The organism is Microbacterium hibisci, from assembly GCF_015278255.1.
In the GTDB taxonomy this organism is placed as follows: domain Bacteria; phylum Actinomycetota; class Actinomycetes; order Actinomycetales; family Microbacteriaceae; genus Microbacterium; species Microbacterium hibisci.
The window spans coordinates 16,555-34,203 of record NZ_JADIJC010000006.1 but is presented as its reverse complement, the minus strand read 5'-3'; the positions used below and the strand labels follow the sequence as shown (position 1 = coordinate 34,203).

Annotated in this window: 16 protein-coding genes; 6 read left to right on the top strand and 10 right to left on the bottom strand. The window is 70.5% G+C overall.

All coding sequences use genetic code 11. The features are described 5' to 3' along the window. Window positions 1-62 precede the first annotated feature (62 nt). The 7 genes from IM770_RS12225 to dnaK all read right to left on the bottom strand — a co-directional run bounded on the left by IM770_RS12225 (window position 63) and on the right by dnaK (window position 7,648). Window positions 63-1,400, bottom strand: a complete 1,338-nt coding sequence (locus tag IM770_RS12225; protein WP_203581431.1) for an ABC transporter substrate-binding protein — start codon at window positions 1,398-1,400, stop codon at window positions 63-65. A gap of 312 nt (window positions 1,401-1,712) precedes the next feature. Then, on the bottom strand, window positions 1,713-2,870 hold the full coding sequence (locus tag IM770_RS12220) for a glycoside hydrolase family 183 protein (RefSeq protein ID WP_203581430.1): 1,158 nt from the start codon (window positions 2,868-2,870) through the stop codon (window positions 1,713-1,715). 180 nt (window positions 2,871-3,050) lie between these two features. After that, the gene (locus tag IM770_RS12215) at window positions 3,051-3,470 is read right to left on the bottom strand and encodes an MmcQ/YjbR family DNA-binding protein (protein WP_203581429.1); all 420 of its coding nucleotides are present in this window, start codon (window positions 3,468-3,470) and stop codon (window positions 3,051-3,053) included. A gap of 40 nt (window positions 3,471-3,510) precedes the next feature. After that, window positions 3,511-3,987 carry a heat shock protein transcriptional repressor HspR gene (locus IM770_RS12210; protein WP_203581428.1) on the bottom strand — a complete coding sequence of 159 codons (477 nt, stop codon included), beginning with the start codon at window positions 3,985-3,987 and terminating at the stop codon, window positions 3,511-3,513. Window positions 3,988-4,114: 127 nt separating this feature from the next. Further along, window positions 4,115-5,113 carry a DnaJ C-terminal domain-containing protein gene (locus tag IM770_RS12205; protein ID WP_203581427.1) on the bottom strand — a complete coding sequence of 333 codons (999 nt, stop codon included), beginning with the start codon at window positions 5,111-5,113 and terminating at the stop codon, window positions 4,115-4,117. Window positions 5,114-5,126: 13 nt separating this feature from the next. After that, window positions 5,127-5,777 (bottom strand): nucleotide exchange factor GrpE, encoded by a 651-nt coding sequence (locus IM770_RS12200; protein WP_203581426.1) that lies wholly within the window; start codon window positions 5,775-5,777, stop codon window positions 5,127-5,129. A 2-nt stretch (window positions 5,778-5,779) separates the two neighbouring features. After that, a complete protein-coding gene (gene dnaK, locus IM770_RS12195) occupies window positions 5,780-7,648 on the bottom strand; it encodes a molecular chaperone DnaK (RefSeq protein ID WP_203581425.1) in 1,869 nt (622 codons plus the stop codon). Between the two features lie 202 nt (window positions 7,649-7,850). On the opposite strand from dnaK, the gene IM770_RS12190 reads away from it, so the two are divergent. Further along, on the top strand, window positions 7,851-8,273 hold the full coding sequence (locus tag IM770_RS12190) for a DUF1801 domain-containing protein (RefSeq protein WP_203581424.1): 423 nt from the start codon (window positions 7,851-7,853) through the stop codon (window positions 8,271-8,273). An 87-nt stretch (window positions 8,274-8,360) separates the two neighbouring features. On the opposite strand, the gene IM770_RS12185 is transcribed toward IM770_RS12190, so the two are convergent. Both IM770_RS12185 and IM770_RS12180 read right to left on the bottom strand, forming a co-directional pair. Then, window positions 8,361-8,900 (bottom strand): hypothetical protein, encoded by a 540-nt coding sequence (locus IM770_RS12185; protein WP_203581423.1) that lies wholly within the window; start codon window positions 8,898-8,900, stop codon window positions 8,361-8,363. After that, a complete protein-coding gene (locus tag IM770_RS12180) occupies window positions 8,897-10,480 on the bottom strand; it encodes an MFS transporter (protein ID WP_203581422.1) in 1,584 nt (527 codons plus the stop codon). Before IM770_RS12180 ends, IM770_RS12185 begins: the two co-directional genes overlap by 4 nt. A gap of 84 nt (window positions 10,481-10,564) precedes the next feature. Between IM770_RS12180 and IM770_RS12175 the strand changes: the two genes are divergently transcribed. The 3 genes from IM770_RS12175 to IM770_RS12165 all read left to right on the top strand — a co-directional run bounded on the left by IM770_RS12175 (window position 10,565) and on the right by IM770_RS12165 (window position 14,916). Then, on the top strand, window positions 10,565-11,935 hold the full coding sequence (locus tag IM770_RS12175; protein ID WP_372430673.1) for an MFS transporter: 1,371 nt from the start codon (window positions 10,565-10,567) through the stop codon (window positions 11,933-11,935). Between the two features lie 167 nt (window positions 11,936-12,102). Further along, window positions 12,103-12,684, top strand: a complete 582-nt coding sequence (locus IM770_RS12170) for a hypothetical protein (protein ID WP_203581420.1) — start codon at window positions 12,103-12,105, stop codon at window positions 12,682-12,684. 120 nt (window positions 12,685-12,804) lie between these two features. After that, window positions 12,805-14,916 (top strand): vWA domain-containing protein, encoded by a 2,112-nt coding sequence (locus tag IM770_RS12165; protein WP_203581419.1) that lies wholly within the window; start codon window positions 12,805-12,807, stop codon window positions 14,914-14,916. A 23-nt stretch (window positions 14,917-14,939) separates the two neighbouring features. Here the strand turns inward: IM770_RS12165 and IM770_RS17940 are convergent, their stop codons facing one another. After that, entirely contained in the window at window positions 14,940-15,590 is a 651-nt protein-coding gene (locus IM770_RS17940) for a MarR family winged helix-turn-helix transcriptional regulator (RefSeq protein ID WP_239066150.1), read from the bottom strand. A 114-nt stretch (window positions 15,591-15,704) separates the two neighbouring features. Here IM770_RS17940 and IM770_RS12155 point away from each other — a divergent pair, with 114 nt between their 5' ends. Further along, window positions 15,705-16,637: a winged helix DNA-binding protein gene (locus IM770_RS12155; RefSeq protein ID WP_203581418.1), complete on the top strand. Its 933-nt coding sequence runs from the start codon at window positions 15,705-15,707 to the stop codon at window positions 16,635-16,637. Between the two features lie 227 nt (window positions 16,638-16,864). After that, the gene (locus tag IM770_RS12150) at window positions 16,865-17,569 is read left to right on the top strand and encodes a sirohydrochlorin chelatase (protein ID WP_307785447.1); all 705 of its coding nucleotides are present in this window, start codon (window positions 16,865-16,867) and stop codon (window positions 17,567-17,569) included. The last annotated feature ends 80 nt before the right edge of the window (window positions 17,570-17,649 follow it).

The window sequence follows — 17,649 nt, the reverse complement described above, 5'->3', positions numbered from 1 at the left end:
TGACGGGGCGGCGTGCGACGGGCGGGTGGCGGGAGCGCGTCCCGTCACCCGCCCGCCGTGGCTCAGTCGCCGGTGCCCTTGCCTGCCAGCTTCTGCTTCTCGATGATGTCGGTGATCTCGGCCTGCGCCTCCTCGAAGGACGCGGCGATGTCACCGCCGCGCATCGCCTTCTCGAGCGCGGTCGAGAACGCCAGGCTCACATCCCACGGATAGGCGGGCTCGCCCTTGGCGTACTGCACGATCTGCTCCGAGATGATCTGCATGTACGGGTTCGACGACGCCTCGGGGTCGGCGGCGAGCGCCTCGTCGACACTCGTGGTCGCGGCGTACTTGGAGAAGCCGCTCGCGGCGAAGAACTCCACGAGGTTCTCGGGGTTGTCGGCCAGCACGTACGACACGAAGTCGGCCGCCTGCTCCTGCACCTTGGACTTCGAGTCGACCGTCAGCGTCCAGCCGCCGAGCGTCGCGGTCGGCTTCGTCGGGTCGCCGTCGGAAGAGGGGAAGGGCGCGACGGCGAAGTTCTCCTGCGTCGTGGTCCAGTCGGGGTTGCCGGCGATCTGGCCCAGCGCCCACGAGCCGCACGCGCTCATCGCGACGGTTCCCTCACCGAAGAACGAGCAGTCGGCGTACCCGTAGGTGGCCTCCTGCGGCATCAGCTTGTCCATGTAGAGCGTCTGGTACATCGTCGCCAGCTGCTCGTAGGCCGGGTCGGTGGCGTACGCCTCCGACCAGTCGCCGCGCAGCGGCAGCGCGCCGGCCGTGTTCCACTGGCCGCCCCAGCTCGACCAGCCGAGGTCGGGCGCGGTCTGGGCGATGTTCATGCCGTAGACGCCGTCCTTGGTGAGAGCACGGGCGTCTTCGATGAGCTCGTCATAGGTGGTCGGCGGGGCGTCGATTCCCGCCGCGGCGAAGAGGTCGGTGCGATAGAACAGCACGGTCGAGGGCTCGACGAGCATCGGGTAGCCGTAGACGCCCTCCTCGACGGTCACGAAGTCGGCCACGTTCGACTTGATGTCCGAGATCGCCGAGGAATCCATGAGCTGCGACAGGTCGGCCAGCTGGCCGTTCGCCTGCATCGGCTTGATGTTGCCGTAGTTGGTGGTCTTCACGTCAGGCGCCTTGCCGGCGGCCTGCGCAGCCTTGAGCTTCTGGTCCCAGGTGTCGGCGGGCACGACCGTGTACTCGATCTCGACCTCGTCCTGCGACTTGTTGAAGTCGTCGACCTGCTGCTTGAACCAGGCCTGCTGGTAGTCCTCGAACTTCTGCTGCCAGAAGATCACCTTGGCCTTGCCGTCCTCGGTCGTCGGCGCGCCACCGCCGGCGGCGCATCCGGCGAGCAGTGCGCCCGCCGAGGCGGTCGCCACGACGGCGAGCACGAGCCTGCTGTTTCTCTTGTGCATTCGTCCCTCCTCAGGAACTCGACTCTTCGGTGAGTCGACGCTGTGGCCGGTCAGGGAGCCGGTCCGACATCGATCGATGCTTCGCGGTGGCGGCCGCGGATCGTCACTGATCTCGTCTGGACGCCAGAGTAGGCGAAATCGATTTCAAGTGCAATGCCCCCGAAGTGGGGATCGAGGGCATGTCGCCAGGGCTCCGTCCCCGCGGGACGGCGGAAAGACGGGGAGAATCGGCGCGTCCCGAGCGCGAAAACGTCCACGGTTGCGCCGGATGTTCTGTATCGATTTCACAACGGCGTGCAGAGCACGCGCGATTCAGGACGATCGCTCGAGATCAGCCGAGAACCAGAAGACGTTGTAGGGCCCCCACAGCGAGAGCGTGAAGTAGAACCGAGCGCCTCCGCCTTCCATGTAGCGGGGATTCATGTAGGGCGAGTACAGACCAGGATAGTCGGCGCTCGACACGAGCAGCATCGGCTCTCCCCACGGGCCCCACGGCGTGATCCCCTCCCGGATGTACGCATCCCCGCCGTCGGAGTAGGTCATGATCCAGCGCTCGAGGTACTCGGACCACATGACGGAGAGTTCGCCGATCGTGCCGTCCACGACGAGTTCGGCCGCGTCCATGTCGGCGTCCCATCGGGGCCGGCCCGAAGCATCCGTCCCCGCGAAATAGGTGTACGCGTCGGGATCCTCCACCGCATCCTCCGTCGCCGGCACGCGCATGAGCGCGACGCCGCCGAATCGGCCGGACGGGATCGACCAGAAGTAGACGTAGTCCTCGCCGCCGTCGGAGACGATCACCGGCGCGACCTGGATGAAGTTCGAGTCGCCCGGCCAGCGCGGCTCCTCGAGCGGCGTCCAGGTCTCGCCGCGATCCGTGGACTTCGCCATCCCCGCGTAGTTGGCGTCCCACGCTCCCGGCTCACCCCACCGAGACACCGACATGTACGAGATGTAGAGAGTCTCGCCGACCGCGAATCCGTGCGTCGGGATCTTGGTGACCTCCCCGGTGCCGTCGTTGGCATCATGCTCACCCTCTACCAGCGCCTGCGCCCAGCCCAGCTCGTCGGCCGGGATCCAGCCGTCGAAGGTGATGCCGTCGGAAGGATCGCCGTCGGTCGTCCACGCCGAGACGTTCGACCGCCAGATGCCGCCCTGACCGCCGGTCGACTCGGGGTCGCGCTCGCCGAAGGTATCGCCGAAGAAGAAGTAGGTGCGATCGCCGATGTTCGTCATCGAGCCGAGGTCGGTGCCTGCGACGGCGGCCGCGGCGGTGTCGTTCATGCCGTCAGGGCCGGTCAGCTGCGCGATCTCGGTGAGGTTCGACACGCCGCTCAGCACGAACGGCTTGTCCTGCTCCGTGTCGACCGCCGGAATCGCGGGGCCGGCGCACGCGGCGAGGACGGCGAGGAGGGGGCCGGATGCCGCGACCGCGACGATCCGGCGGGCACGGCGTGATTCCAGGGACATGATCCTCCTCGATCGTCGCGTGCCACGATACGACGGACGAGCAGGAATCCGAAATCGATTTCACGCCCAACCGACGACATCGGGGTTCGTGGAGGAGGGGAAATGCGTCGAGCTCCCCGCCCCCCGCCGCCCCATGCGAAGGCCGGGATGTCCGGTTCGGCCGGTCTCAGGTCGCGTCGGCTAGATCGTCCGCTCTGAGGGATGGTCCGCGAGCCACGCGGCCGCGGCCCGTTTCGGAGCCTTGAGCAGCCACGCGTCGGTGATCACCTCACGAAGCTGGTCGAGGTCGATCCGGTCGAGCCGCACGAGCACCGCCGGGTACCCGTCGAAGTGCGGGATGGTGAAGAAGACGTCGGGGAATGTCTCCAGGAGCGCCTGCTTCACCTGCTCCCCGTCCGTGCGGATGCCGATGATCTCGCCCGGCGGCCACTCGCGCCCCTGTTCGGCGAGCTGGGTGAGATCGCGCCCGCTCGGTCCACGCTCCCAGGCGAAGGCGGCGCGGCCGACGACCCAGTTCGCGCCGCCGCGATGGCCGTCGATGCTCTCGCTCACGCCCGGAAGCTCCTGCGCGATGGCGCGGACGTCGTCGAGTGTTGCCATAGCCCCCATGATGGGCGACGCCGCACCGCGACGGCACCCCTCAGGCGTCGGGCGAAGCGGGTGCGTCTTGATCGCCGGACGGCCGCTCGAGCGGCGCCCGCGGTCGCCACACCACCACCTCGGTCGCGCGGCGCACGCGCGTGCCCGACCGCAGCGTCACGACGGCACCGGTCGAGCCGGCGGCGAAGACGCGGGCACCCGGGCGCTTCTCGAGCTCGGCGCGCATGCGGTCCTCGAGGTCGCGGACGCGGCCGTGGAGCTCCTGCACACGGTTCTCGAGCTCGAGGATCCGCACGATGGCGGGAAGCCCGATGCCGTCCGATGACATGCGGGCGACCTCGCGGAGCTGCTCGACGTGCCGCAGCGAATATCGCCGCGAGCCGCCCTGCGTGCGGGCGGGCACGACGAGTCCGAGCCGGTCGTACTGCCGGAGCGTCTGCGGGTGCATGCCCGACAGCTCGGCCGCGACGGCGATCGCGAAGATGGGGGCGTCCTCGTCGATGTCGTCCTCGGTCACTTCCTCACCTCCTCATCGCTGGTCCTGGCACGAGCGACGAACGAGCAAGACGAACCGCCCCGAGCCGACCATCTGCGCCGGGTTCGGGGCGTTTCGACTCGCTTCGCTCGCTCAACGACCGATTCTCCTAGCCGCGCGCCTTCGTCATGAGGTCGGCACGCGGGTTCTCCTTCGGCTCGAGGCTCCGGAAGCGCTCGAGCGCTTCGCGCGCGGCGTCGTCGAGGTGCGACGGCACCGCGACCTGCACCTCGGCGAGAAGATCGCCCGTGCCCTTGCTCGTCTCGACGCCGCGGCCCTTGACGCGCAGCACACGTCCCGACGGCGTGCCGGGTGCGACGCGCAGTCGCACCGGGTCTCCCCCGAGCGTCGGCACCTCGATGGTCGCGCCGAGCGCGGCCTCGGTGAAGGTCACCGGCACCGTCACGCGCAGGTTCAGCCCGTCCCGCGTGAACACGGGGTGCGGGCGCACCGTCACCTGCACGACGATGTCGCCGTTCTCGCCACCGTCGGGCGAGCGACGCCCGCGGCCGCGCAGCCGGATCTTCTGCCCGTCCGCGACGCCTGCCGGGATCTTCACCTTGAACGGGTTGCCGTCCTCGCCCTGCAGGGTGATCGTCTCGCCCTTGGTCGCCGTGACGAAGTCGATCGTCGTGCGCGCGGTGACGTCCGCGCCCCGGGTGGGTCCGCCGTAGCCGCGGAAGCCGCCGCTCGGCTGCCCGAACCGCCCCGAGCCGAAGCCCGTGCCGCCCTGCTGCTGGTTGAACATCGCGAAGATGTCGTCGAAGTCCTCGGCGTTCTGGTAGCGCGCGCCGCGGCCCTGGTTGAACATCGAGAAGACGTCCTCGAAGCCGCCGGCGCCGCCCTGGCCGCCCGCCGTGAAGCGGGCGCCCGAGCCCATCGCGCGGATCTGGTCGTACTCCTTGCGCTGCTCGGCGTCGGAGAGAACCGAGTACGCCTCGCTGACCTCTTTGAACTTCGCCTCGGCGGCGGCGTCGCCCTGGTTGGAGTCGGGGTGGTACTTCCGCGCCAGCTTGCGGTAGGTCTTCTTCAGGTCGGCATCGGCGACGTCCTTCGAGACGCCGAGCACCGCATAGAAGTCCTTGTCGAACCAGTCCTGACTGGCCATGGGTCCTCCTCCGCTACTCGGCGGGCACTGCGACGACGACCTTCGCCGGACGCAGCTCCACCGAGCCCAGGCGGTAGCCGATCTCGACGACCTCCAGGATCGTCGGCTCGTCCGCACCCGGGGTCGGCACCTGGAAGATCGCCTCGTGCTGCTGCGGGTCGAACACCTCGCCCGAGGCGCCGTACGTGGTGAGGCCGATGCGCTCGGCGACGCCCCGCAGCTTCTCGGCGATCGCGGCGAAGGCGGAGCCCTCTTCGAGATCGCCGTGCTTCTCCGCACGGTCGAGGTCGTCGAGCACCGGAAGCAGGCCCTTCGCGACCGCGCCCTGCGCGCGCTGGATCTCGACCTCGCGCTGCTCCTCGGTGCGGCGGCGGTAGTTGGCGTACTCGGCCTGCAGGCGCTTGAGGTCGTTCAGCAGCGCCGACTCGAGGTCGGCGAGCACGGCGTCCTCGGCCGCGGCGTCGGGGTTCTGCGCGGCGCCGAGGATGTCGTCGACCGTGAGCGCGTCGTCCCCGCCCTGCGGCGCGGCCCCGCCCTCGGAAGGCTGCCCGTCCTGCGGCGCGGGGCCGGAGGCGTTCGCCTCCGACCCCTCACCGTCAGGCCGGACCTCGTCGCCGTCACGCGGTTCTTCGACCGGCTCCGGGTTGTGGTCCTTGTTCGCCATGGTTACTTCTTCTCGTCCTCGTCGTCCACGACCTCGGCGTCGACGACGTCCTCGTCGGGGTTCGTCGCACCCTGGTCGGCCGTCGGCGCGTCGGCACCGGCATCCGGAGCACCCTGCGAAGCCTGGCCGGCGGCGTAGATCGCCTCGCCCAGCTTGCCCTGGCTCTGGTTGAGCTTCTCGAACGCGGTCTTCACGGCGTCGTCGTCCTCGCCCGCGAGCGCGGTCTTGAGCGCGTCGACATCGGCCTGGACCTCGGTCTTCACGTCCTCGGGAAGCTTGTCGTCGTTCTCCTTGATGAGCTTCTCGATCGAGTACGACAGGGTCTCGGCCTGGTTGCGCACCTCGGCGGCCTCGCGACGCTTCTTGTCGTCGGCGGCGTGCTCCTCGGCCTCGCGCACCATGCGCTCGATGTCGTCCTTCGGCAGCGACGAGCCGCCGGTGATGGTCATCGACTGCTCCTTGCCGGTGCCCTTGTCCTTCGCCGACACGTGGACGATGCCGTTCGCGTCGATGTCGAAGGTGACCTCGATCTGCGGGATGCCGCGCGGAGCGGGCGCGATGCCGGTCAGCTCGAACGTGCCCAGCGGCTTGTTGTCGCGGGTGAACTCGCGCTCGCCCTGGAAGACCTGGATCGCGACCGACGGCTGGTTGTCGTCGGCGGTCGTGAAGGTCTCGCTGCGCTTGGTCGGGATGGCCGTGTTGCGCTCGATGAGCTTCGTCATGATGCCGCCCTTGGTCTCGATGCCGAGGCTCAGGGGGGTCACGTCGATGAGGAGCACGTCCTTGCGCTCGCCCTTGAGGACGCCGGCCTGCAGGGCGGCGCCGACGGCGACGACCTCGTCCGGGTTCACACCCTTGTTGGGCTCCTTGCCGGCCTCGCGCTGCACGAGATCGCTCACCGCGGGCATACGGGTCGAGCCGCCGACGAGCACGACGTGGTCGATGTCGGCCACCTTGATGCCGGCCTCGCGGATGACGTCCTCGAAGGGCTTCTTGGTGCGGTCGAGGAGGTCCTTGGTCAGGTCCTCGAACTTCGCGCGCGTGATGGTCTCGGAGAGCGAGACGGGGCCCGAGTCGGTCAGCGACAGGTACGGGAGGTTCACCGAGGTCGAGGTCGACGACGAGAGCTCCTTCTTCGCCTGCTCCGCGGCCTCCTTGAGGCGCTGCAGCGCGATCTTGTCACCCGAGACGTCGACCCCGGTGGTGTCCTTGAACTGCTTGATCAGGTAGTCGACGAGACGCTGGTCCCAGTCGTCGCCGCCGAGGCGGTTGTCGCCGGCGGTGGCGCGCACCTGGATGGTCGAGAAGTCGTCGTCCTTGCCCACCTCGAGGAGGGAGACGTCGAAGGTTCCGCCACCGAGGTCGAAGACGAGGATGAGCTCGTCCTCCTTGCCCTTGTCGAGGCCGTAGGCCAGGGCCGCGGCGGTGGGCTCGTTGATGATGCGCAGGACGTTGAGGCCCGCGATCTCGCCGGCCTCCTTGGTGGCCTGGCGCTCGGCGTCGTTGAAGTACGCGGGGACGGTGATGACGGCATCCGTCACCGTGTCGCCGAGGTACTGCTCGGCGTCGCGCTTGAGCTTCTGGAGGATGCGCGCGGAGATCTCCTGCGGCGTCCACTTCTTGCCGTCGACGTCGAAGCCCCACGTGGTGCCCATGTGACGCTTGACCGACGAGACGGTGCGGTCGACGTTGGTGACGGCCTGGCGCTTGGCGGTCTCGCCGACCAGCACCTCGCCGTCCTTGGTGTACGCGACGACCGACGGGGTCGTGCGGAAGCCCTCGGCGTTCGCGATGACCTTGGGCTCGCCGCCCTCGAGGACGCTCACGACCGAGTTGGTCGTACCGAGGTCGATTCCAACAGCACGTGCCATGTGTTTCTCTCCTTCGTGTGGGTGGAGACGGATGCCGCCACCCGGGGTATCTGAAAGTCTTCTCGCGCTCACGGACCGCCCCGGAGAACGGGTTGAGTCGCGATGGCTCAACCATACGCCCGGGCTGGGGCATCCGTCAAATCAAACTTGATATGACTCGACTCAACTTGTCTGGGCGGACCCACAGGTCTCTACTGACGGCATGAGCGAGATCAAGACCCAGCCGACCGACGCGGACGTGCCGGCGTTCCTCGAGGCGGCGACACCCGCGCGCCGACGGGAGGACGGCCTCGCGCTGGCCGAGCTCTTCCACGAGGTGACGGGAGCAGAGCCGGTCCTGTGGGGACCGTCGATGGTCGGCTACGGCAGCTACCGCTACGTCTCGCCGTCGGATCCGAAGCGGCAGGGCGACTGGCCGAAGACGGGCTTCTCGCCGCGCAAGGCGCAGCTCTCGCTCTACGGGCTGAAGGACCTCCCCGATGGCGCGGCGCTGCTCCCCCAGCTGGGCGCGTACACCGAGGGCGCTGGCTGCGTCTACGTGAAGAAGCTCGACGACATCGATCTCGATGTACTGCGGCGCCTCATCGCCATCGCGTGGGCTCGCGGCGACGACCCGGTGCCCTGAGCCTGCTCGGATCCTGCGGCCGCCTCGTGATCAGACGGAGTGCCCGGCGGTCGGAGCCGACGATCCCCGGGCGCCCGCCGCCATCGCTCAGATCGAGTGCGCGAGAGTCTGCAGCCCGACGACCAGCAGCCCGAGGGCGACCAGGATCGCCAGCGCGATCACCTGCTTCCACCACGCCAAGTCGGACCGGCGCACGGCGAACCAGCCGATGACGGCGAGCGTGGCGATGTAGACGATCGACGATGCCCGCAGGGCGGCGTCCAGGGGCAGGACATCGAGCAGCGCGAGGAGCAGGAGGACCCCGGGCGTCAGCAGGGTCCCGAGCGCACCCCCGGCGATGCGCGTCGAGATGATGAGATCCGCCCGCCCCGGAAAGGTCCGATGCACTGCCAGGTGCGACACGACGTCCGACACGAAGCCCGCTGCCGTGATGCCCACCACGCCGAGGATCAGCGCCCAGAACGCGTGGTCGGCCTCCGCGTGCTCGCTCGAGGCGACGACCAGCACGATCGCGAGACCCGTGAAGGTCGCGTACACGCGCTCCTTGAAGTAGGCGACGACCGCCCGCTCGCCGCCGCCCTCGGCACGCTCGAGGTGCTCCCTCGCACGATCCGTGCGCCGGCTCACCCGCCCAGCATCCCCTCGACCGCCTCGTTCGGCTTCGGGTCGGGAAGGCGCCGCATGCGGAAGCCGTTGAGCACGCCGAGCACCGCCGCGAGGATCGGGATGAGCAGGGCGACCTGCAGTGCGATGTGGCGGGCCTCGGTGTTGATGCGCACGACCTCTTCGGCGGCGTCCGGCGGTTCGTCCGCCAGCAGCTCCTCCAGGCCGGAGTTCGACATGAGCTCGGCGTCCTCTTCGAGCACCGTGGCCACCTGCTCCTGCTGCTCGGAGGTCAGCACCGTGCTGGAGTACGCGAACGAGGTGAACGACGCCGCAAGGGTCGCGAGCATGATCGCGCCGGCGAACGCCAGCCCGAAGGACAGGCCGAACGAGCCGGCGGCGGAGTTGACGCCCGCGGCCTCGCTGACCCGCTCGTCCGAGATCGGCGAAAGCGTGTAGTTGTTCAGCTGCGAGACCAGGAGGCCGAGGCCCGAGCCGGCGATGATGAGCGGGACCGTCAGCCACCACCCGGTGTCGGCGACGGGCACCAGCGGCACGATGGCGATGAGACCCGCCGCAGCGAGCGAGAAGCCGAGGAGGATGAGATTCGCGGGGCGGCCCTTCGCCCGGCGGCCCGCCCAGATCGCGATCGCGAACATGCTGAGCGACAGCGGCGCGATCGACAGACCCGCTTGCAGCGCGTTGTACTCCAGCACCATCTGGAGGTAGAGCGGAAGCACGATCATGGTGCCGCCGAGAGCGATCTGCTGCAGCAGCTGCCCGCCCACGCCGGTGCGGAACGGCTTCGACGAGAACAGCGCCGGGTCGAGGAGGACCGGCTTCCCCTTCTTCTTCCGGGAGTTCAGCCACCACGCCAGGCCGCCGAGAGCGACGGCCCCCAGGCCGATGATGAGGCCGACATAGCCGCCGCCCTCCTGCCACACCAGGATGCCCAGCACGACGCCGCCCATGCCGATGACCGAGAGCGCCGCACCCACCAGGTCGATCGACCGGTCGCCGTGGTATTTCACGTCCTTCACGAGGCCGACGCCGAGCAGCACGACGGCGATGATCAGAGCCTCGAGACCGAAGGCGACCCGGTAGGACCAGAAGGTGGTGATGAAGCCGCCGAGGAGCGGGCCGACCGCCGCCGCGATCGCGGCCGACGCGCCCACCAGCGCGTAGACGCGCTTCTGGTGGCCCCCGGAGAAGTTGCCGTGGATGAGCGACTGCATCGAGGGGAGCAGAAGGGATGCTCCGATCCCGCCGATCACGGCCCAGAAGATGATGACGGCGGTCAGGCTCGTCGCGAACGCCATCGCCACCGCGCCGACTGCGTAGCCGCAGAGACCCAGGATGTAGGCGAGCTTGCGCCCGATGAGGTCGCCGGTCTTGCCGCCGATGAGGATGAACGCCGCCGAGACCAGGGCTTCGAGGGCGATCGCCCCCTGTACGCCGCTCGCCGTCGTGCCGAGTTCCTTCACCACCGCAGATATCGAGACGTTCATGATCGACGTGTCGACCACGAGCACGAACATGGCCATCGCGAGCAGGATGGCGAGGCGCCCGTTGAAAGGCGCTGCGGAGCCGGAATCCCCAGTCATGAACGAAGCAAACCATCCGGGCACTCCCGAGCGCTACGGTGAATCCGCACCAGCCGTTCATCGAAGGGGATTGAAGTGTCCGACATGAACTCTCCCGACACGCCCCCGGCTCCCGGCTTGCCCGCTTTCGGCGGCACGACGCCGACCGACGCGATGGCCGCCGCGATCGACGCGGAGAGCCCGGCGCGCACCGACCGCAAGGCGGTGCTCGCGTGGGGACTGTGGGACTGGGGTTCGGCCGCCTTCAACGCCGTGGTCACCACGTTCGTCTTCACCGTGTACCTCACGAGCGAGAGCTTCGGCCCCTCCGGGACCGTCGAGGCGCAGCTGGGCTGGGCGCTCGCCGCGGCGGGCCTGCTCATCGCCCTGCTCGCACCCGTCACCGGTCAGCGCTCCGACACGTCCGGTCGGCGCAAGCTGTGGCTCGCCGTGAACACGTACATCGTGGTGGGCATGACGGCGGCGATGGTCTTCGTCGCCCCCGACCCCGCGTACCTGTGGCTCGGCCTGCTCCTGGTGGCGGCGGGCAACATCTTCTTCGAGTTCGCCGGCGTCAACTACAACGCGATGCTCTCGCAGGTCTCCACGCCCCGCTCGATCGGCCGCGTGAGCGGCTTCGGCTGGGGCATGGGCTACGTCGGCGGCATCGTGCTGCTGCTGATCGTGTACTTCGGCTTCATCCAGGGCCTGTTCGGCGTGCCCGCAGAGGACGGCTGGCCGGTTCGGCTGGCGATGGTCGTCTCGGCGGTGTGGTTCGGGCTGTTCGCGCTGCCCGTTTTGCTGACGGTGCCCGAGTATCGCGGCGCGGGCGCCGCGCGGGAGCGGGTCGGATTCTTCGCGTCCTACGCCCGCCTCGGGCGTGACATCGCGCGACTGTGGCGCGAGAGCCGCCACACCGTGTGGTTCCTGCTCGCCAGCGCGGTCTTCCGCGACGGCCTCGCGGGGGTGTTCACCTTCGGCGGCGTGCTCGCGGCATCCGTGTTCGGCTTCTCGCCGGGCGAAGTGATCATCTTCGCGATCGCCGCGAACGTCGTCGCGGGCGTGTCGACGATCGCCGTCGGCGCGCTGGACGACAAGCTCGGGGCGAAGCCGGTCATCGTGGCGGCGCTCATCGGGCTGGTCGTGTCGGGCCTGCTCGTCTTCTTCCTCCACGACGGCGGGCAGATCGTCTTCTGGACCGCGGGGCTGGCGCTGTGCCTCTTCGTCGGTCCGGCCCAGTCGGCGTCGCGCACCTTCCTCGCCCGCATCATCCCGCCGGGCCGCGAAGGCGAGGTCTTCGGCCTGTACGCCACCACCGGTCGTGCCGTCTCCTTCCTCGCACCGACGATGTTCGCGCTGTTCGTGGCGCTGTCGGGCGAGGCGTACTACGGCATCCTCGGCATCGTCCTGGTGCTTCTCGCCGGGCTCCTGCTGCTCCTGCCGGTGCGCGCGACACCGCAGAAGATCTCGGGCTGAGCGCGGCTCGCCGTCACCTCGCTCCGCGAGGCCCGAGGTCGTCGCCCCGCGCAGGCTGAGCACATCGGCCGCAACGGACGCGGCCATCGGCTAGCCTCGCTCTCGGGCATCATGCGACGGGGGGTCGTCGCTTCGCCCTGCGCCCCTCGCCGACCCCGAAAGCAGCCGTGCCGATCCGCCCGACCTCGCACCTGCAGCGCCTTCGCGCTGAGCGCCTGCGCGCCGCGCGTCACCAGCGGGCGCTCGGGTACTGGGGCGTGCTGCTGGCACTCGCTGTGTCGCTGTGGGTCGGGACCAGCATCGTGCCCCCGGAGTGGCTGCGCACACCAGCGCTCTTCGGCCACCTCGCCGCCGTCATCGTGGGCCTCGGCTCGGCCGTGCTGCTCGAGATGAGCGGACTGCTCTGGACGCTGGGACGGGCGGCACTCGACGACGTGCGCCGCGTCGAGCGGACGGTCACCGGGCTGGCCTGGCTGGGCATCACCGGCCTGTTCGCGACGGGAGCGTTCCTGCAGCCCGACCTCGGCGAGCCGCTCACCGCGCTCAAGATGGGCGCGGTGCTGCTGGCGGCGATGAACGGCGTGGCCATGACGCGCCTGACCGACGAACTCGCCCGTCTTCCCGCCGGCGTGCGCTTCGGCGCCCTGCCCTTCCCGCTGCGGCTCTGGTGCCTGTGGAGCGCGCTGGTGTCGCAGGCTGCCTGGTGGACGGCCGTGCTGATCGGGATGCTGAACACCGCCTCTCGGTGATCTCCCGGCATTCTCGCGCTCGCCTCGCAACCGCGCTCAGGTTAGGCTGTGGCCTTACCGGACTACCCGGCCGGTGACCCCCCGCCCGGCCTCACGGCCGCACCGACCTCTAGGATTCCCATGCGCGACCGCACGCGCGGCGAAGAGGACGCGCCCGGACCTCGCCGTGGCCAGTCCTCGAATCCGGTGACCACTCCGATTCCCTCGGCGTCGCCGTCGACCCCCGCCCCTGTCCTCCCTGCCGCGCCGGCGCCGTCGGCCGCGCGCACGGCCACCCCGTCGGCGGCCTCGTCCGCACAGCCCGCGAACCCCGGCACGTCCGGCCCGCCGAAGAAGCCGTCGGCCATCGAACAGCGGCGCGAGCGCCGACGCAAGCGCCGCCGTCAGCTGCTGCTGTGGGGCACGGTCGCCGGCATCGTCGTGCTGGTCGGATCGATCGGCTCCGTCTCGTACGCGATCGTGTCGAACCTCTCCGACGCCGAGCCCGCCGCCGCGGATCCGGCGCCCGAGGCCCCGGCCGAGGTGGAGCTCATCGAGTTCCCGCAGGACGAGCCGGCCGCAACGGCCGGCGCCGAGCCCTGTGCGAGCGTCCACGTGCTGTCGTCCTTCGAGAACGCCGAGATGGTCGAGAGTCTCGCCGCCGCCTACAACGGCCAGCCTCGCAACGTCGCCGGCTCGTGCGTCACCGTCACCACGACCAAGGACAAGTCCGGCGTGGCCGCCGCCGTAGTGGCGACGGGCTTCCCGAACCTCGCCGACGACCAGAAGCCGACGGTGTGGCTCCCCGACTCCTCGACATGGGTCGACGTCGCCCAGGCGCAGGGCGCCACGAACCTCCGCGCGGAGGGTGCGAGCGTCGCGATCTCCGACATCGTGCTGGCGATGCCGGAGCGGCTCGCCGAGACGATCGGGTGGGATGCCGAGTCGCCGAGCTGGTCGGAGATCTTCGAAGCCGCCGGCGACGCCGAGCTGTGGAGCGGTCTCGGCCACCCCGAGTGGGGCGCTTTCAAGCTCGGCAAGACGAGCCCCCTCGTGGCGACCTCGGGGGAGGCCGCGATGTTCGCCTCGTTCGGCACGGCCTCCGGCTCGCTGTCCGAGCTCGCCGTGACTGATGTGCAGGATCCCGCGGTGCAGGCGCAGGTGCACGAGAACGAGACCGCCACGAGCCACTACATGGCGACGCCCGAGCACTTCCTGTGGCACGCGCGCCAGGCCGAGGCATCCGGATCCGCCGCCGACTTCCTGTCGGCCGTCATCGTCGACGAGAAGTCGGTGTGGGACTACAACCGCGGCATCACCAGCCGCGACGGCATCACGCGCACCCAGGCGGAGCCGCCGGCGGAGCAGCTCGTGCCGATCTACCCGACCGACGGCTACTACTCGGCCGACAATCCCGTGATGCGACTGACCGGACCGTGGATCGATCCGGTGGAGTCCGAAGCCGCCGCCGACTTCATCCGCTTCACCCACACCGCGCAGGGTCAGTCGGCGGTGCGTTCGGCAGGCTACCGCGACCTCAACCGCGCGCTGGACGAGGGCGTCGCGAAGGTCGGCCAGCTCGAGGCGGCGCAGCGCGGCACCCTCGCCTTCCCCGGTGCGGACGTCGTGACGGCGGTGCAGACGGCGTTCCCCGACGTGCGCAAGCGTGCGAACGTGCTGTTCCTGCTGGACGTGTCGGGGTCGATGGACGAGCCCATCTCGGCATCCGACACCAAGCTCACCCAGGCGCGCAAGGCGATCGAGGCGGCGCTCGGCCACTTCACCACCGGCGACGACGTGGGCCTGGCGGCCTTCGCGCAGGCCCCCGACGGGGCGATGGTTCCGGGTCTGGTGTCGCCGACAGCAGATATCGGCTCGTCGCGCGACGGCTTCCTCGGGGCGCTCGGCGGCCTGACCTCGATGGGCGACACGCCGCTCTACCAGGCCGTCGACACCTTCGCGGCACAGCAGGCCTCGTCATGGTCGGCCGACCACATCAACGCCATCGTGCTGCTGAGCGACGGCGAGAACGACGCGCCGAACGCTCCGACGATCGGCGCCGAGGAGATGCTCGCGAACCTGAAGAACCTGCACCACGCCACGCCGGTGCTCGTCTTCACGCTCGCGTACGGCGCGGACGCCGACGTGGCCACCCTGCAGTCGATCTCGAGCGCGACCGGCGCGCACTACTACGACGCGACCGACCCGTCGAAGCTCGAGGCGGTGCTCGGCGACCTGGTCACCAGCTTCTGATTCGGTCTCGCGGCGCGGCGCCCTCAGGCGCTCGGCCAGGAATCGGCGAGCTTCGTGAGCAGCCGTGCCAGCTCGGCGCGCTCCGCATCGGTGAACGCGGTGAGCGCCGCGTCGATCGCCTCGCGCCGCTCGCCCCGGAAGCCGCGCACCAGGCGGGTTCCGGCATCCGTCAGCGCCACGCGCGTGCGACGGGCGTCGTCGGGATCGGCCTCGCGACGCACCAGGTCGAGCGCGACCGCCTGCTGCACGAGTCGCGACGCCCGGGGCTGATCGACCCCGACGGCGTCGGCGATCTCGCCCACCGAGAGGGGGTGGGATGCCGCGGCCAGTGCTTCGAGCAGCCGCATGCGCGCCGGTCCCCCGAAGCGGCCGCCTGCGCCCCACGGCGGAGCGCCGACGCCCGGGGGCGGGCCGAACCCCGGGCCCCCGCGGCCCCAGGGGCCACCGCGGCCGGGGAAGCCATGCACCGACCCGTCGGGGTGGACGTGCTCAGAAGCGTCGGAATCGTGGCCGTGCGGACCCGCGTGGCGGTGCCCGCGCGGACCGTGGCCGAACGGGCCACCGCCGTGCATGCCGGGGCCTTCCGCCCACGGCGGTCGCGGCATCCGTCGACCGCGCAAGCGTGCGAGCGCGGCGGCGATGGCATCGGACGGGTCGTCGGGTGCGGACGGCATGCCTCCAATTTACATGCGACTTGACATGTATCCGAGATGCATGTCACACTGCATGTACATGCACTACGACATGTAATCGCGGCGGCCCCGTGTCGCCCCCCGAAAGGACTTCCCATGAACGACATCAACGACAACGAAGACATCAACGACAACGAAGACAACGGCACCGCCGCTCCTACCGGCCGTCCGCTCGGCTACTGGCTGCGCGCGGTCGACGGGCTGCTGACGCGGGAGTTCGCGACGGCGCTCGAGGCCGAGGGCATCTCGCGACGCGACTGGATGCTCCTCAACGTGCTGGCGGGCGACATCGACGCGCCGGAGCTCCGCGAGCGCTTCGCCCGCAAGGGCAAGCGCCTGCGCGGCTTCGAGGAGCGCGGATGGGCCGAGGAGCAGGGCGACGGAACCTGGACGCTCACCGACCTGGGCCGCTCCGAGAAGGAGCGCATCGGCGCGATCGTCGACGGCATCCGTGCCCGGGTGGTCGCCGCGGTCGGCGACGACGAGGCCTACGCGGCGCTGACCGGCTCGCTCGAGGCGATCGCACGCGAACTCGGCTGGGACGAGAACGCCACCGGGCGCGAGCGCGGGTTCGGCGGGTTCGGCGGGTTCGGGCGCCCCGGCTTCGGCCCCCGGCCGGGCTTCGGCCCGGGCTTCGGCGGCTTCGGCCCCGGTTTCGGCGGGCGTCCGCGTCCGTTCGACCCCGACATCCACGACGGCTACGGCCGCAATCGCCACCGCGGCTTCGCTCCCGGGCGCCCCGGCCACCCCGCCGAGCGCTTCGACGAGCCGATGCGCGGCTCCGGCGACGACGCCTGCTTCGGCCACCATCCGCACGCCGGCCACGGTCACCACGACCATGAGGGTCACGGCCACCCGCACGGCGGGCACGGCCACGGCCACCACGGCGGGCACCGCGGGCACGGCGACCACGGCCACCACGGCGGCCACGGCGGCCACGGCGCCCACGGCGGCCGTCGGGCCCAGCACGCCTACGAGCGCGGCTTCGACGCCGGGTTCGCGCGCGGCCGGGAGTCCGGCGCGGCCTGAGGCGCGGCATCCGTGTCGAGCGAAAGCCTCCCCCGGAGCACAAGGGCGGTACCTGCGTACGCGGGTACCGCCCTTCGCGTCTGCGTCCTCGATCGAGGAGCGTTGCCGAGATGCGGACGCGTACGCCGCGACGCTCCCTCAGCTCGGCGATGCTCACAACTGAGGACGCGGAGCCGGCCGGTGGGCCCCGTCACACGCGCGTCACACGGGCGGGGCACAATGGGGCCGTGAGCACCGCCCCCGCACTCCTCGCCATCTCGCACGGCACGTCGTCGCCCGCGGGGCAGGCGGCGGTCGCGGCGCTGGTCGACGCCGTCGCCCGCGCGCTGCCCGACGTCGTGGTGCGGCTCGGGCATGTGGATGTGCAGCAGCCGGATGTCGCGGCATCCCTCGACGCCCTCCCCGACGGCGCGCCCGTCGTGATCGTGCCGCTCCTGCTGTCGGCGGGGTACCACGTGCGCGTCGACCTCATCGAGCAGACCGCCGGCCACGACGGCGTGACGATCGCCCCGGCGCTGGGCCCCGACCCGCGGCTCGTCGACGCCCTCCTGTCGCGCCTCGCACCGCTGGCCCCCGCCGCCGGCGACGCCGTCGTGCTCGCGGTCGCCGGGTCGAGCGACGACCGCGCGAACGAGGACTGCCGAGAGATCGGACGGATGCTGGGGGCCCGGCTCGCCCGCGAGGTCACGGTCGGCTTCCTCGCGGCCGCCGACCCCCGGCTCGACGTCGCCGTCGCGTCCGCCGCCGACCACGCCGAGCGCGTGATCGTCGCCGACTACCTCCTCGCGCCGGGCTACTTCCACGATCTCGCCGTGAGGCTGGCGGCAGGTGCGCCCGTCGCCGCGCCGCTGCTCGGCGACGACGAGCCCCCGGCCGCGCTGGTGCAGATCGTCGTGGACCGCTACCGGGCCGCGGTGCGATCGCCGGACTGAGTCCACAAGGGGCGCTCCCGCAAGTGTGTGACGCCCCGTTACGCCGGGTAACGTCACTTGACGCTCGGATAGGTGCGCGG

Bases quoted from the DNA above. Each gene is read 5' to 3' on its own strand.
- IM770_RS12165 (WP_203581419.1), top strand. From the start codon at position 12,805: ATGCGCGACCGCACGCGCGGCGAAGAGGACGCGCCCGGACCTCGCCGT.
- IM770_RS12205 (WP_203581427.1), bottom strand. From the start codon at position 5,113: ATGGCCAGTCAGGACTGGTTCGACAAGGACTTCTATGCGGTGCTCGGC.
- IM770_RS12180 (WP_203581422.1), bottom strand. From the start codon at position 10,480: ATGACTGGGGATTCCGGCTCCGCAGCGCCTTTCAACGGGCGCCTCGCC.
- dnaK (WP_203581425.1), bottom strand. From the start codon at position 7,648: ATGGCACGTGCTGTTGGAATCGACCTCGGTACGACCAACTCGGTCGTG.
- IM770_RS17940 (WP_239066150.1), bottom strand. From the start codon at position 15,590: ATGCCGTCCGCACCCGACGACCCGTCCGATGCCATCGCCGCCGCGCTC.
- IM770_RS12225 (WP_203581431.1), bottom strand. From the start codon at position 1,400: ATGCACAAGAGAAACAGCAGGCTCGTGCTCGCCGTCGTGGCGACCGCC.
- IM770_RS12175 (WP_372430673.1), top strand. From the start codon at position 10,565: ATGAACTCTCCCGACACGCCCCCGGCTCCCGGCTTGCCCGCTTTCGGC.
- IM770_RS12190 (WP_203581424.1), top strand. From the start codon at position 7,851: ATGAGCGAGATCAAGACCCAGCCGACCGACGCGGACGTGCCGGCGTTC.
- IM770_RS12200 (WP_203581426.1), bottom strand. From the start codon at position 5,777: ATGGCGAACAAGGACCACAACCCGGAGCCGGTCGAAGAACCGCGTGAC.
- IM770_RS12220 (WP_203581430.1), bottom strand. From the start codon at position 2,870: ATGTCCCTGGAATCACGCCGTGCCCGCCGGATCGTCGCGGTCGCGGCA.
- IM770_RS12155 (WP_203581418.1), top strand. From the start codon at position 15,705: ATGAACGACATCAACGACAACGAAGACATCAACGACAACGAAGACAAC.
- IM770_RS12215 (WP_203581429.1), bottom strand. From the start codon at position 3,470: ATGGCAACACTCGACGACGTCCGCGCCATCGCGCAGGAGCTTCCGGGC.